Source organism: Bradyrhizobium sp. IC3195, assembly GCF_020193585.1.
Taxonomy (GTDB): domain Bacteria; phylum Pseudomonadota; class Alphaproteobacteria; order Rhizobiales; family Xanthobacteraceae; genus Bradyrhizobium; species Bradyrhizobium yuanmingense.
Map to the genome: position 1 here is coordinate 22,342 of NZ_JADYVG010000009.1, position 14,767 is coordinate 37,108.

The 14,767-nt window shown below is 63.4% G+C and carries 14 protein-coding genes; 4 read left to right on the plus strand and 10 right to left on the minus strand.

All coding sequences use genetic code 11. The features are described 5' to 3' along the window. Positions 1 to 171: 171 nt before the first annotated feature. The 4 genes from I6F09_RS18835 to eno all read right to left on the minus strand — a co-directional run bounded on the left by I6F09_RS18835 (position 172) and on the right by eno (position 3,886). Positions 172 to 489, minus strand: coding sequence for a septum formation initiator family protein (locus tag I6F09_RS18835; protein ID WP_025036496.1), 318 nt, complete (start codon positions 487 to 489; stop codon positions 172 to 174). Positions 490 to 667: 178 nt separating this feature from the next. Beyond that, positions 668 to 1,219 (minus strand): NAD(P)H-dependent oxidoreductase, encoded by a 552-nt coding sequence (locus I6F09_RS18840; RefSeq protein ID WP_225188749.1) that lies wholly within the window; start codon positions 1,217 to 1,219, stop codon positions 668 to 670. Positions 1,220 to 1,422: 203 nt separating this feature from the next. After that, positions 1,423 to 2,556, minus strand: a complete 1,134-nt coding sequence (locus I6F09_RS18845; RefSeq protein ID WP_225188750.1) for a zinc-binding dehydrogenase — start codon at positions 2,554 to 2,556, stop codon at positions 1,423 to 1,425. A 46-nt stretch (positions 2,557 to 2,602) separates the two neighbouring features. Next, positions 2,603 to 3,886: a phosphopyruvate hydratase gene (gene eno, locus I6F09_RS18850; protein WP_036009930.1), complete on the minus strand. Its 1,284-nt coding sequence runs from the start codon at positions 3,884 to 3,886 to the stop codon at positions 2,603 to 2,605. A gap of 174 nt (positions 3,887 to 4,060) precedes the next feature. On the opposite strand from eno, the gene I6F09_RS18855 reads away from it, so the two are divergent. Beyond that, entirely contained in the window at positions 4,061 to 5,038 is a 978-nt protein-coding gene (locus tag I6F09_RS18855) for a lyase (protein WP_225188751.1), read from the plus strand. A gap of 112 nt (positions 5,039 to 5,150) precedes the next feature. After that, entirely contained in the window at positions 5,151 to 5,627 is a 477-nt protein-coding gene (queF, locus tag I6F09_RS18860; RefSeq protein WP_225188752.1) for a preQ(1) synthase, read from the plus strand. Positions 5,628 to 5,705: 78 nt separating this feature from the next. Here queF and I6F09_RS18865 read toward each other — a convergent pair whose 3' ends face one another. Further along, positions 5,706 to 6,899 carry a serine hydrolase domain-containing protein gene (locus tag I6F09_RS18865; protein WP_225188753.1) on the minus strand — a complete coding sequence of 398 codons (1,194 nt, stop codon included), beginning with the start codon at positions 6,897 to 6,899 and terminating at the stop codon, positions 5,706 to 5,708. Positions 6,900 to 6,954: 55 nt separating this feature from the next. Continuing rightward, positions 6,955 to 8,595 (minus strand): NAD(P)/FAD-dependent oxidoreductase, encoded by a 1,641-nt coding sequence (locus I6F09_RS18870; RefSeq protein WP_225188754.1) that lies wholly within the window; start codon positions 8,593 to 8,595, stop codon positions 6,955 to 6,957. Between the two features lie 312 nt (positions 8,596 to 8,907). Between I6F09_RS18870 and I6F09_RS18875 the strand changes: the two genes are divergently transcribed. Next, positions 8,908 to 9,795, plus strand: a complete 888-nt coding sequence (locus I6F09_RS18875; protein ID WP_036009887.1) for an AraC family transcriptional regulator — start codon at positions 8,908 to 8,910, stop codon at positions 9,793 to 9,795. 200 nt (positions 9,796 to 9,995) lie between these two features. On the opposite strand, the gene I6F09_RS18880 is transcribed toward I6F09_RS18875, so the two are convergent. After that, a complete protein-coding gene (locus I6F09_RS18880) occupies positions 9,996 to 10,286 on the minus strand; it encodes a cyclic nucleotide-binding domain-containing protein (RefSeq protein ID WP_225143385.1) in 291 nt (96 codons plus the stop codon). Positions 10,287 to 10,301: 15 nt separating this feature from the next. Continuing rightward, the gene (locus tag I6F09_RS18885; protein WP_036009893.1) at positions 10,302 to 11,390 is read right to left on the minus strand and encodes a cyclase family protein; all 1,089 of its coding nucleotides are present in this window, start codon (positions 11,388 to 11,390) and stop codon (positions 10,302 to 10,304) included. A gap of 116 nt (positions 11,391 to 11,506) precedes the next feature. Here I6F09_RS18885 and I6F09_RS18890 point away from each other — a divergent pair, with 116 nt between their 5' ends. After that, entirely contained in the window at positions 11,507 to 12,580 is a 1,074-nt protein-coding gene (locus I6F09_RS18890; RefSeq protein ID WP_225150027.1) for a GTP-binding protein, read from the plus strand. A 57-nt stretch (positions 12,581 to 12,637) separates the two neighbouring features. On the opposite strand, the gene I6F09_RS18895 is transcribed toward I6F09_RS18890, so the two are convergent. Continuing rightward, on the minus strand, positions 12,638 to 13,846 hold the full coding sequence (locus I6F09_RS18895) for an MFS transporter (RefSeq protein WP_036009897.1): 1,209 nt from the start codon (positions 13,844 to 13,846) through the stop codon (positions 12,638 to 12,640). Beyond that, positions 13,846 to 14,694 (minus strand): 3-deoxy-8-phosphooctulonate synthase, encoded by an 849-nt coding sequence (gene kdsA / locus I6F09_RS18900; RefSeq protein WP_225188755.1) that lies wholly within the window; start codon positions 14,692 to 14,694, stop codon positions 13,846 to 13,848. The genes I6F09_RS18895 and kdsA overlap by 1 nt, the downstream gene beginning before the upstream one ends. Positions 14,695 to 14,767 lie beyond the last annotated feature (73 nt).

Sequence of the window (14,767 nt, forward strand, 5' to 3'; positions counted from 1 at the left end):
TGATCTGCGTCAACTTCAGCGCGCGCCAGCAAAGGCATGAGCCCGCCGCGGCGCCGCCGTCAAGGGAACCGCCCGGTTCGGGGGTTACGACCTTCGCAGGAGGAGGCGAAGTTGTGGTGGTCGGATGTCAGCAGCGACTTTCCCTGCGGCGTTCGAAAGCTGCGGATGCCGCTAGTTCGCCGGGATCATTCGAACGAGATCGCGCGGATGGACATAGTCGAGCTGGAAGCGCGCCCGCTCGTCCAGCATGTCCGGGTCGATCTTCTCGGACCGCAGCAGCGACACCCGTTGTTCGCTTCTGGCGCGCTCGCGCTTGAGCTGAGCCAGCTCGCTGGTCAGCGCGATGATCTCCTGGTCGAGCTCCTGGCGGGCGTTGAGACCGTATTTGCCGGTGTAGGCGTTGACGCCGAAATAGCCGACGATCGCCGCCGCCATCGCATAGAGGGCAAGACCGGTCAGGATCGATTTCAGGCGCGCGCGGGAGACCATCTTTGGAAGATGGGACATGTTGGTTAAGGGAGTGCTAATTGCCAGAACGAGGCACTATCCCCATGACGCGTCATGGCCGGGCTTGTCCCGGCCATCCACGTGCTTTGCCGGCGATAACGAAGAACGTGGATGCCCGGGACAAGCCCGGGCATGACGGAGCGTCGGCTTGGCCGGAAGCTCAGCCCTGATTCTTCGCCACATGCGCGGCGAAGGCGTCGATGTATTGCTGCAGCACCGTCTTGAGGGAGTCCTTGGTCAGGTTGCCGTCCGCATCGAAGGCATCGCCGACGCTACTGAGATAGATTTCCGGCTGCTGGAGGACCGGACCGGAAATGCCCGGCAGGATGTTCTGCAGATGCTTGGCCGCGCTGACGCCGCCGAGCAGCCCCGGCGAATTGGAGATGATGCCGACCGGTTTGCCGAGGAACGAGCTCTTGCCATAGGGGCGCGAGGCGACGTCGATGGCGTTCTTCAGGACGCCCGGGATCGAGCGGTTGTATTCGGGCGTGACGAACAGGACGCCATTTGACGTCTTGAGCTTCTCGCGGAAGGCGAGCCAGTCCGCGGGCGGCGCGCCCTCTAGGTCCTGGTTGAAGTACGAGATGCCCGCCGGCGTGATCACCTCGAGCTTGAGCGAGGCAGGCGCAAGCTTGGCGAGCGCATTGGCGATCTTGAGCGAGAAGCTGTCCTTGCGCACGCTGCCAGCGATCGTGACGATGTTGTAGGCCATTGGGTGTCCTTGAAGGCTCGAGCGGAAATGCCGGGACGGCACTTAAGCCATCCGGGCCAATAGATGCAAGTGCATGAACCGGTCCGATTTGGAAACGCTGCGTTTCTGGAAATGGGTCCGGTTGCGATCCGTCCAGGCCACGATCAAAAGCAATCAGGCCGCCAAGCGGCGGCCTGATGCGTGTCGATAACCGACCGAAGCGATCACTTGTTCGGGTTGATGAGGAATTTTTCGCCGGTGGCCCGCTTGGCGTAGACTGCGATATTGGCGGGATCGAGCGCCTCGGCGAGCGAGACAACCTTGGTGTAATGGCTGGCGAAGGTGGTCTTGAGCTCGGACGCCACGCGCTGGCGCAGGCGGCCGATCTCGGCCGGACCGATGTTCTGAAGGAATGGCGTGAGCAGCCAGCCGCCGACGCCCCAGCTGAGCCCGAACGAGCGGTTCAGCTCCGTCGGCCGCGTGTCGAGGCTGCCATAGATGTAGACCTGCTTGTACACGTTGGAGCCGTAGCGGCTGTATTCCTTCGCGGTCTTGTTGGCTGCGATCTCCATCGCGGTCAGGATCTGGCTCGCCAGCTTGCCGCCGCCGATGGCGTCGAAGGCGATGGTGGCGCCGGTCTCGACCAGCGCGTTGGTCAGATCGTCCATGAAGCTGGGCGCGCTGGAATCCACGACGTACTTTGCGCCGATCTTGTGCAGGATGTCGGCCTGCTCCTTGTTCCTGACGATGTTGACGAGGCCGATGCCGTCCTTGATGCAGATCTTGTTGAGCATCTGACCGAGATTGGAGGCGGCGGCCGTGTGCACGAGCGCCTTGTGGTTCTCCCGCCGCATCGTCTCGGTCATGCCGAGTGCGGTCAGCGGATTGACGAACCAGGAGGCGCCGTCCGCCGCCGTGGTGCCCGGCGGCAGCTCCATGACGTCGCGGACCTTCAGCACGCGGTACTGCGTGTACATCGCGCCGCCGATCATCGACACCGTCTTGCCCATCAGGGCCCTGGCCGCATCCGACGATCCGGTCCGTATCACCGTGCCGGCGCCCTCGTTGCCGACCGGCAGCGACTGATCGAATCTCGCCGCCATCATCCGCATCGCCGCCTCCGGCATCGTGGCGGTGATGACCGGCATCTCCTTGCTGCCGGAGACCTTGGCGGCCGACATGTCGGCGGGACCGATCAGGAGCCCGAGGTCGGACGGGTTGATCGGGGTGGCCTCGACGCGAACCACGACCTCATCGTCGGCCGGCTCCGGGGTCGGGACCGTCACGAGAGACAATTCCAGCTCGCCGCTCTTCTTGAGCAGCGAACGCAATTCCAGTCCGGTCTTGCCGTCACTCATGTCGATCCTCCCCTGTCCTTCTGTTCGCGCGGATCGAGACGCCGGCTTACGCCAGCGCCTTCAGTGCCGCCCTGCCGCCATAGAGCGCCTGCTTGCCGAGCTGCTGCTCGATGCGCAAGAGCTGGTTGTATTTGGCGGTCCGGTCGGACCTTGCAAGGGAGCCGGTCTTGATCTGACCGCAATTGGTGGCGACCGCGAGGTCGGCGATGGTGGAATCCTCGGTCTCGCCGGAGCGGTGCGACATCACCGAGGTGTAGCCGGCCTTGTGCGCCATCTCGACCGCGGCGAGCGTCTCGGTCAGCGTGCCGATCTGGTTGACCTTGATCAGGATCGAGTTGGCGCGGCCGGTCTTGATGCCTTCGGCAAGGCGCTTGACGTTGGTGACGAAGAGGTCGTCGCCGACCAGCTGGCACTTCTTGCCGATCAGGTCGGTGAGCTCCTTCCAGCCGTCCATGTCGTCTTCCGACATGCCGTCCTCGATGGTCACGATCGGATAGCGCGCGACGAGGTCGGCAAGATACTTCGCCTGCTCGGAGATCGAGCGGGTCTTGCCCTCGCCTTCATAGACGTATTTGCCGTCCTTGAAGAACTCGGTCGAGGCGCAGTCGAGGCCGAGCATGATGTCGGTGCCCGCCTTGAAGCCGGCCTTGCCGATCGCGTTCATGACGAAGTCGAGCGCGGCGTCCGCCGACGGCAGGTTCGGAGCGAAACCGCCCTCGTCGCCGACATTGGTGTTGTGGCCGGCCTTCTTCAATTCGGACTTCAGCGTATGGAAGACTTCCGCGCCGTAGCGCAGGCCCTCGGCAAAGCTCGAGGCGCCGACCGGCAGGATCATGAATTCCTGGAAGTCGATCGGGTTGTCGGCGTGCACGCCGCCATTGATGATGTTCATCATCGGCACCGGCAGCAGGCGCGCGGAGGTGCCGCCGACGTAGCGATAGAGCGGCATGTCGAGCGAATTCGCGGCCGCCTTGGCGCAGGCCAGCGAGACGCCGAGGATGGCGTTGGCGCCCAGCCGGCTCTTGTTCGGCGTGCCGTCGAGGTCGATCATGATCTGGTCGATCTGGGCCTGCTGCTCGACATCGAGGCCGCTCAGGGCCTCGAAGATCTCGCCATTGACGGCGCCGACCGCCTTGGTCACGCCCTTGCCGAGATAGCGCGCCTTGTCGCCGTCGCGCAGTTCCACGGCCTCATGGGCGCCGGTGGAGGCGCCGGACGGAACCGCGGCGCGGCCGAGCGCCCCGTCCTCCAGCACGACATCGACCTCGACGGTGGGATTGCCCCGGCTATCGAGAATTTCGCGGCCGATGATGTCGATGATGGCGGTCATGATGTCCACTTCCGTTCGTTGGGGCTGATCGGTGCCGCGGGTCTTACACGGGCCGCAAGCAAATGTGAACGCTTGGACGCACGGCTCCGACTGACGCGAAAGGCGCCTCAGAATATGCTCGACCACGTCTGGTCCGCGTGCCCAACCTCAATCTCAAACAGTCGGGGTAACGCCATGAATCGCCGCCAATTTCTTGCTTCGAGCGCCGCGCTGCTTGCCGCCCGTCCAGGTTTTGCGCAGGAAGGCCCGTTCCGGACGAGATACTACCCGATCAGCCCAGGCATCGGCCTGCACGATCTCACGCCCGCCCCTGACGGCACGATCTGGTTCACGGCGCAGGGCAAGGGCCTGCTCGGCAGCCTCGATCCACGCGATGGCCGTTTCAAGACGGTCAGCCTCGGCCAGGGCGCGGCCCCACACGGCGTGACCATCGGGCCCGATGGCGCGCCCTGGATCACCGAAGGCGGCCAGAACGCGATTGCGCGGGTCGACCCTGCCGATCTCAAGGTGACGCTGTTCCGCCTGCCGGAAAAGTTAGCCTCCGCCAATCTCAACACCGGCGTGTTCGACAGGGATGGCACCTACTGGTTCACCGGCCAGTCCGGCTATTACGGCCGGCTGTCTCCGAAGACCGGCGAGATGAACGTGTTCAAGGCGCCGAAGGGGGTCGGCCCCTACGGCATCACGGTCACACCCATGGGCGATGTCTGGTACGCCTCCCTCGGCGGCAGCCATATCGCGAAGATCGACCGCGCGGGCGGCAATGCGACCGTGGTCGAGCCGCCGACCCCGAACCAGGGTTCACGGCGCGTCTGGTCGGATTCGAGGGGCCGGATCTGGGTCAGCGAGTGGAACAGCGGCCACGTCTCGGTGCATGATCCCGCGGACGGCTCGTGGAAGACCTGGAAGCTGCCAGGCGAACGTCCCCGCGCCTATGCCGTTTATGTCGACGACAAGGACAAGGTCTGGCTGACCGATTTCTCCGCCAACGCCATCGTGCGCTTCGATCCCGCCACCGAGAAGTTCAACGTCTTCGCCAGCGACAAGGCCAACGCCAATGTCCGCCAGCTCGACGGGCGGCCGGGCGAGCTTTGGGGCTGCGAGTCCGGCAACGACCGCATCGTCATGATCCAGACAATCGCCGCCGGTTGACGACGAGCCCGTTTGCGTCCATCCCGGCATCCTCTGGAGCGCGATCTTATCGCGCTCCTATTGCTTAACTGAGCATGATCTTTCGGAAACCCGGTGCCCACTTTTCCGGATCATGCTCCACAGGATGTTGACGACGATGGCGAAAAAGTCCCTCCAGCTCGGCCGCGCGGTCGAATGGTCGCACACGCCGGAAGAGGCCCAACTCGACCGCGTGCCCAATCCGCAGAAAGGCACGGATTATCTGGTGCGCTTCACCGTGCCGGAATTCACCTCGCTCTGCCCGGTTACGGGCCAGCCGGATTTCGCGCATCTGATGATCGACTACGCGCCGGGGGCGTGGCTCCTGGAGTCGAAATCGCTCAAGCTCTACATCGCGAGCTTCCGCAATCACGGCGCCTTCCACGAGGACTGCACCGTGATGATCGGCAAGCGTATCGCGTCCGAGATCAAGCCGAAATTCCTGCGCATCGGCGGCTATTGGTATCCGCGCGGCGGCATCCCCATCGACGTGTTCTGGCAGACCGGCCGCGTGCCGAAGGGACTCTGGGTGCCGGAGCAAGGCGTGGCGCCCTATCGCGGGCGGGGCTAGGGCATGCTCGGTCACGTGTGACCATCAAGAGAAAACGGCCTCGGTCGACAGCGACGAGGCCGCTCTCGCAGCACGGTCCTAGCTTGCCAAGCGCTGCCTCAGGCTCTGGTAGAGCGCCGTCTCGAAGTTCATATAGCCGATGAATGATGTCGGATCACCGAAGGGCAGAATCTGGGTGGCCCAGAACCCGCCGACGTTGTTCTGCCGATCGATCCAGTAGAACAGGTTGGCAAGCCCGGCCCAGCCCAGCGCGCCGGCGGGACGTCCTGTCGGGGCTTCCTCGTCGTTGACCATGAAGCTCAACGCCCAGGATTTGGATTGGCCCGGAAAGAATTCCGCGTCGTTGCACAGTGACGGGATGACCCCCGTGATCGGCGTTACCTTCCTGTCGCCCAGGTGGTTCCTTTCCGCCATCCGAACGGTTTCGGCTTTCAGCACGCGGCCGTGTTCGCCAACCCCATCATTCAGCCACATGCGGATGAAACGCATGTAGTCGCCGACCGTGCCGTACAGGCCGTGGCCGCCCATATGGACTTCGGGCTTTGCCGGAAGCTCGAAATCCATCGGCGTCAGCGACCCGTCGGCATTCCGCGCGTGGATGCCGGCCAGTTTCTGGCGCATCGCATCGGTCAGCTCGAAGGTCATGTCCTCGATCCCGAGCGGTTCGAAGATGCGTGTTTTGAAGACTTCACCGAGTCGCTTGCCCGTGATGGCCTCGACGATCTGGCCGCACCAGTCGAGATTCGTCCCATAGTCCCAGCGCTCGCCGGGATCGAACAGCAGCGGGGTCATCAGGGAGGCCTTGGTCGCGGTGATCACGCTGGGCTGCCCCTTCTCCTGCGCCAGCCGGTTGTAGGTGTGGTTGATGAAATCGTAGCTCAGGCCCGCCGTGTGGGTCATCAGCATGCGCGTGGTGATATCGCGCTTCGGTGCACGCAGGATCGGCTCGCCCGCTGCATCGAAGCCCTCGATCACCTGCAGCTTTCCGATCTCGTTCGCGTAACGCTTCGCGGGCGCATCGAGATCGAGCTTGCCCTCCTCGACGAGTTGCAGAACGGCCGTGCCGGTAATCGCCTTGGTGGTGGAGAAAAGGGCAAAGACGCTGTCGGTGGTCATGTCCGCCGGCCGATCGAGACGGCGTTTGCCGGCTGCGCCTTCATAGATGTTGCGCCGGCGGTCCGTCACCATCGCGACAACGCCGGGCACGCGCGGCGTGGATGTGACGACGCCGTCGAGAACGGCATCTGCCGTCGCGCCAAAATTCATGATCATGATCGTCCTCCCGTGCTGGATTGTTTGATGTGGTCGACGCTCGCGTCGCGAGCGCTCATTGCATCGCGAAGCCCTCGTAACCGTTCACCGCGACCTCGTCGCACTTCTGTCGATACGCGCCGACGCCGCCGCAGTACGACAGGACACGGCGCGGCTTGCCTTCGACGTTCGAGCCCAGGTACCAGGAATTGGTTTTCGCGATCAGCGTCGCGTTTGCGATCTCATCGTGATGGGCCACCCAGCTGTCCTGGGCGTCCTTTGTCGGCTCGACCACCTTCAGATCCTTGCTGCGCATGTACTTGATGCAGTCATCGATCCATTCGACCTGCTGCTGCAGGCACGTGGTCATGTTGCACAGCGCGGCGGACGGAGCGAGCGGAACGGCGGTCGTGAACAGGTTGGGATAGCCGTGAACCTGCAGGCCCATCGTGGTGCGGATGTCCCTGCCCCAGTCCTCCCTCAGCGATCGGCCGTCGCGGCCCCTGATATCGATGCGCGTCAAGGCACCGGTGCCGGCGTCGAAGCCGGTTGCTAGGATAATGACATCCAGCTCATGGACCGTACCGTCAGCGGTCTGAATACCAGTGGGCGTGACGCGATCGATGGGATTGCTCTTGACGCTGACGATCTCGACGTTGGGGCGATGGAAGGCCTCGAGGAAGTTCTGCTCGAGCGGCACACGGTGCGTTCCGAAGCCATAATCGGCAGGAATCAACGCATCGCACAGTTTCGGATCCCCGAGCCGCTCGCGCATCTTCCCGCGCACGAATTCGGAGATCTCGGCATTGACCTCTGGGTCGAAGAACAGCTCGGCGAACGAGGATATCCATAGCTTCAGGGAACCGTCATTCCAGCAGGCCTCGATCACCGCGCGGCGGCGCTCCGGCGTGAGGTCTGCCCAGGCGTGCTCGAAGTCGTATTCAAAGCCGGTGAATGTGCGCGGCAGGCGTTCGGTGAGTGACTTGAATCTCGACTTGTAGTCCTCGACCTCCGCGGCCCCAAATTTCGGATTCTTCATCGGGATGATGTATTGCGGCGTCCGGATGAACACCTTGAGATGGCCGACATCGCCGGCGATCGTCTGGATGACCTGGATGCCGGTCGCACCGTTGCCGATGACTCCGACGCGCTTGCCTGCGAGGTCGACAGGCTGCTCCGGCCAGCGCGCCGTATGGAACAACCGTCCCTTGAAAGTCTCCTGCCCCGGAAAGGATACGTAGGGAGCCGACAGCATGCCGCAGCAGGTGACCAGAAACTGGGTGTCGATCACGTCGGCCCGGTCGGTCGTGACCAGCCAGCGCTGCGTGGCCTCGTTGAAGTGCGCGCTCTTGACCGTCGTACTGAACTGGATGTCCTTGCGCAGATCGAGACGGTCGGCGACGTAGTTCATCCAGCGCTCGATTTCGGGCTGGCCCGGAAACTTCTCGCTCCAGCTCCAATCCTTGTAGAGCTCCTCGGAGAAAAGATACTGATAGATGTAGGCCTCGGAGTCGAAGCGCGCGCCGGGATATCGATTCCAATACCACGTGCCGCCTACGCCTGACGCGGCGTCGATCCCCCTGACGCTCAATCCCTGCTCGCGCAGACGATAGAGTTGATAGAGCCCGGCGACGCCGGCTCCGACAACCACGGCATCGAATCTCGCTGGTCCATGCGAACCGTTGCTTCCATTGGATTTGGTCAGGGCTTCCGCCATTTCTTCCTCCTCGGTGATTTTTGAGTGCGCACGACCTTCCCCATCCGTCATACGATCGGATGGTGGTGCAGCGCGTCATTGTTGATCCCATCAGTGCGGGACGGGGGAAGCTATGAGTATTCCGGCGGCTGGAGCTTGAACAAATCGGACAATTCTTTGAACGAAGCCGGACGTCCGTTGCCGGTTCTGCAGTTCGGCAACGCGGCTCGCTTGGCAAATGGCAAAACCGGCTTATGCTCGTCTCCGCCGTTCGGCCAATGAGAAGCAGAAGCGGTCAACCGCGCCTTAGAATCAGGGAAGGAGTCGCGCGCGATGGGCCAATTAATCACGGTTGAGGAGCTCCCCCGCTACGCTCCCGGCCAATTGATGCTGGACAGTTCCGCCGTGGGCAAGGCTGACTTTCGGTTGCGCGTCTTCCGCTATGCGCCGTCCGACATCTGGGTGCCGCCGTCCGAGAATTTCCTGATCGTCGTCTATCGCGAAGGCACCACGTCAATGAACCGCCGTGTGACCGGCGCGTGGAAGCAGGATCACGTCGGACGCGGTGTCACAACCCTGCTGACACGTGCGGAGCCTTCGAACTGGCGCTGGAGCAATGACCTCGAAGTCAGCCATTTCTACATCTCGCCGAGCCTGATGACGAAGACCGCGAGCGAGGCATTCGACCGCGAGTCAGACGGCGTCGAACTTCACGATCTGCTCAGGATCGAAGATCCGGTGCTGACCTGGATCGGTGACCGGATGGTGCAGGAAGTGTCCGAAGGCGGCCCGGGCGGCCGGCTCTGCTACGATGCGCTGGCACTTCAGGCGAGCGTGCACATCTTGCGAAAATACGCCTCGGTGGAATTCAAGCTGCCCTGTCCGCAGGGGCGCTTCAGGCCAGCGCATGCAAGGCTGATCGAGGACTATGTCGAACAGAACATCTCCAGGAACATCACGCTCGAGGAGCTAGCCAACATCTGCAACTGCTCGCCGGTGCAGTTCGCGCGCAAGTTCCAGGTGCACTATGGCATGCGGCCGCATGCCTATGTCCTGAGCCGCAAGGTGGAGCGCGCCCGCCAACATCTGCGCAAGGATCGGCTCGCCCTGAAGGAAATTGCGCTCTTGAGCGGATTTTCCGATCAAAGCCATCTCAATCGGATTTTCCGCAGACACATGAACGTCACGCCGGCTGAGTATCGCAAGAGCTGCGCGAGCTAGCCTCCTCCGCCCAGTGTGACGTGGACGAAGTGAGACAGCCCCCACCCGTGTTCCGCGCAAGGTGCAGCGCGAAACGCTGCGCCCCCGCACAGCCGGGACCGAGCGCCACGAATTCCGGACCCCGGATCAGCAACGCACCACGCCGCAAGTGCGGCGCGCTGCGTCGCATCAGGGGAACGAAAAACAATGTCTCGGTATAGTCAGTAGGCGCTCAGCAAATCCACCTTGGCATTCGCCAGCACCAGCCGCCGCGCCAGGATGGCGGCAAGATTGCGCATGATCTTCAACGACGTTTCCGGGTGCAGCCGGCGGTAATCGGCAAAGCTGTCGAGCGGCAGTTCGAGGCAGGTGACGGGCGTGTCGGCGAAGACGTCGGCGCTGCGGCTGTGCTCCAGGATCGCCATCTCGCCGAATTCCATGCCGGGACCATGCGAGGCGAGCCGCACGCCGCTCCGCAGCTCGCGCGGTGGGCGGGGACGTCCCGCCCACACGCTTTTTCATCCGCCTCAGGTGATCGCGATCGGGCAGCCATTGCTGCCGGTCGCGCCTTTGATCGGCGATGGCGTGAAGCAGTAGACGAACTGGTACTTCTTGTCGGCAATCAACTCGTCGAAGATCAGGTTCTCGTGGTTGAGAATGCCGTGCTTGGTCTGCAATTCGGAATGAACCGCGAAAGCGAGCGACTTGTCGGGATTGGGCACCACTTCGACCGCCCAGGTGTCGGCCGCAGTCAGCGCGAGATCCTTCTCGATGATCCACTTCGCGGCATCGAGGCCGATCCCAGGCTCGCCGCTATTGTAGCGATCATTGTTCTTCATCCACAGGGAGCCCCAGCCGGTGTGGAACATGATCGCATCGCCCGGCTTGATGTCGCTCTCCGCGATGCTTTGCTTCGCCAGCGCCGCCTTGATATCGGCCGAGGTGATCTCCTGGCCCGCATCCATCATGCCGCCCTTCAGCGCGACCATATCGATCAGGTGGGCGCGTGTGAACAGCGGCTTGAGCTTCTCGGTGCCAAGCTTCTTCAGGCCGTAGGCGTCGCCGATCTCAGCGGCAGTGAAGCCGTTGTAGAAGCGCATCTCGCTCTTGTCGCCGTCCTTGCCCAACTGGATACCGATATGGCCGAGCCCGTCGAATTGTGTGCCGGTCTGGCCGATTTCGGTGGCGAGAAACTCGTCGTGATAGACGAGCTTGTTGTCGCCGAACGGGCCGCCAGTCGGCCCGCCGGGAATGCGCAACGAAAATGCGCGGGCGCCGAACAACGGCATGCCTTGCTCGTAAACGCGGCCGATCTTGTAGATCTTGCCATCCTTGATCCACTTCACGGCATCGAGAACCTTCGCCGGCGTGATGTGGTTCGACGCGCCAGCCTCGTCGTCCTTGCCCCATTTCGAGGGCCACCAAGGCTTGTCCACGCCCTTTGGCATCGCCGGCGTTTGGGCCTGGGCCGCGGTGATCGGTGCGAGTGAGAACTTGCCGTGCATCGCACCTGCGAATGCCGCCCCAGCCGCACCAGCAAGGCCTGCCGTGCGCAGCAAGGTCCGCCGATCGGTCGCGGCACCGCCCCTCTCTTCATCGCCTTTGGCATCGTCCATCGTTTCCTCCCGGGTTGTGCCCGCTGAGATCGGGCTTAAGATCCTGTTTTCGGAATGCTCGTCCTCCATTAGGCTGTTGTCCAGCGACAAAAATAAGACCAGGGTTGAGGACGCCGATGAGCCTTTTCGAGAGCGACAAATCCGCCGAGCGGACTCCGGTGTCACTGATCACCGGCTTTCTTGGCAGCGGCAAGACCACACTGCTCAACCGCCTGCTGCGCCACGGCGCGATGAAGGACAGCGCCGTCATCATCAACGAATATGGCGAGGTCAGCCTCGACCACCTCCTCGTGGAACGCGTGGACGGCGAAGTCGCCGTGCTTGCGAGTGGTTGTATTTGCTGCACTATTCGCAGCGATCTGGAAGAGACCCTGCGCGCGCTGCTGGTGCGCCGCGATCGTGGCGAGGTCCCGCCGTTCCGCAGGATTCTGGTTGAGACAACGGGGTTGGCTGACCCCGCCCCCATCGCTCAGCTGCTGCTGAACAACCCTTTGGTCTCGCATTTCCTTCGGCTAGACACCGTGGTGACCACCGTCGACGCGGTCAATGCAGCGCGGCAGCTCGACCGCCAATACGAGGCGGTGAAGCAGGTCGCGCTCGCTGACCGGCTGCTGATCACCAAGCGCGATTTGGTCAATGATACTGACGCACTGGACTTGCGGCTTCGTCGGCTCAATCCCAGCGCCAGGATCGAGAACGTGGCGCATGGCGAGGTCGATCCGGCTCAACTGTTCGGCGCCGCCCTCATTGACCCCGAAAAGAAGACAGCCGATATCGAGCGCTGGCTCAACGAGCAGGCGTTCGCCGACGTCGCCAAGGCTGCACATGAGAGCGGCCACCATCACGATGGCGGTCATGCCCATCACGAGCATCATAGCCACGATGCATCGATCCTTAACTTCATGATCGCATTCGACGATCCCCTTGACTGGATGGCCGTATCGCGCTGGCTCGCGCATCTGCGCGCCACCCGGGGCGAGGACCTCTTGCGGGTCAAGGGCATCTTGAATCTTCGCGATGAAGAGACGCCGGTCGCGGTTCATGGCGTCCACCACGTCTTCCATCCGCCGGTGGCGCTTGCAAAATGGCCCCATGCTGCCGACCGCCGTTCGCGCATCGTGTTCATCACCCGTGGCATTACGCGTCACGAGGTGCTTGACCTCTGGCAGGAGGCCTACGCGAGCGCCTGAGCGCCACAAGGACTGCTTGCGAAGCTTTTAGAGAGGGCGCTTCGTCCGGACGCGCCCTCAGACGCGCGCATCTGACGGCGCCCGCTGCTTGAGCAGCCGCGCGCAGACGAGGCCGAGCAGCACCATGATCGCGGCGCTCGCCGACAGGGTCGCCATCTTGCCGGCATGCTGGAGCCCGAAGCCGTAGGCGAGCGGCCCCACCGTCTGCCCCATGAAGAAGAAGAACGAATGCAGCGACATTGCGGTGGCGCGCGCCTCGACCGAGAGCTCGCTGGCGAAGACCTGGAGACAGCCATGGGCGATGTAGAAGCCCCAGCCCATCACGACAAGATTCAGCGCCTGCACTTCCCAGCGTGGACCGAAGGCGACGGCGATGAGCTGTGACGCCACCAGCGTCATCCCTGCGATCATCATGCCCTTCACGCCGAGCCAAGGCAGCAGGCGCGACACCGTGAGCGTGTAGAACAGGCCGCCGACCGCAAAGCCGGCGATGACGATGCCGGCGATCGACAGCGAGGTCTGGCCGAGCTCGAACAGGAACGAAGCGATGTAGGGAAACAGCCCGAGCACGCAGCAGCCTTCGATGAACACAGCCGAATAGCAGACATAGGCATTCGGGTTGGTGAAGATGGTGCGATAGCCGGCCTTCAGCGCCGAGAGGCTCGTCTTCGGCGGATGCTTGACCTTGGCGCCGCGAAAGCCGGCCGCGACCGCGATCGATGCGATGATCACGAGGACACCGAGCACCGCCAGCACGCCGCGCCAGCCGAGGAAATCACCGATCAGGCCTGAGGCCGAGGCGCCGAGCAGATTGCCCGTCATGGCGCCGGCGAGCGTGCGGCTGATCGCAACCTGACGTTTCTCGGGACCGACGAGATCGCTGGTCAGGCTGAGCGCCACCGGAAATACGCCGCCGGAGCCGATGCCCGCGAGGATGCGAGTTGCGAACAGAACCGAGAACGACGGCGAGAATGCGCCTAGGATGTTCGCGAAGCCGAGCAGCGCGAGGCAGCCGATCATCAGCCGGGTCTTGCCGAACAGGTCGGCGGCGGCCCCGATGATCGGCTGGATGATCGAGAAGGTGAAGGCGAACACCGCGGCAAAGCCCGCGGCGGTCGCGATGCTGACGCCAAAATCCTCGGCGACGTGCGGCAGCACCGGATCGAGTGCACGGGCCGATAAGGCAGCGGCGAAGCTTGCGCCTGAGATGACGTAAAGCGCCGTCGGCAAGCCGTGATCTTGCGGCCGCGCCTCGCTCTGCTGCATCAGCGCGGATTCTTTGCCAGCGCGTCGAACGCCATCAGCCGGGCGATGAGCCCCTCGAAGTCGCGCAGCGGTACCATGTTGGGACCGTCGGACGGCGCGCGATCGGGATCGGGATGGGTCTCGATGAAGACGCCGGCAACGCCGACCGCGACAGCTGCACGCGCCAGCACCGGGACGAATTCGCGCTCGCCGCCCGAGGACATCCCCTTCCCGCCCGGCTGCTGCACCGAATGGGTGGCGTCGAAGATCACGGGCGCGCCGGTGGTGCGCGCCAGGATCGGCAGCGCGCGCATGTCGGAGACGAGCGTGTTGTAGCCGAAGGACGCACCGCGCTCGGTGACGAGCACGTTGGGATTGCCAGCGCTCGTGATCTTGGTCACGACATTGGCCATGTCCCAGGGTGCCAGGAACTGACCTTTCTTGACGTTGACGACCTTGCCGGTCGCGGCCGCCGCCAGCAGCAGATCGGTCTGCCGGCACAGAAAGGCTGGAATCTGCAGGATGTCCACAGCCTGCGCCACCTCGGCGCATTGCGTGGCTTCGTGCACGTCGGTCAGAACAGGCAAGCCGAGCGAGGATCGGATTTCCGCGAAGATCGGCAGCGACTGCGCAAGACCCAGCCCGCGCGCCGCCGCCGCGCTGGTGCGATTGGCCTTGTCGAACGAGGTCTTGTAGACGAGGCCGATGTTCAGCCGCTCCGCGATCTCCTTCAGCGCGGAGGCGACCTCCAGCGCATGCTGGCGGCTCTCGAGCTGGCAGGGCCCGGCAATGACCGCGATCGGCAAATCATTGCCGAACTTGACCCTGCCGATGGTGACGACCGGCGCCGCTGAATTCGAAGAGCTCAAGGCACATCCCTCGTTTCGGCGCGACCATAGCCGGCATGAGGGTTGGATCAACCCTCTTCCGCCCGGACGGTCC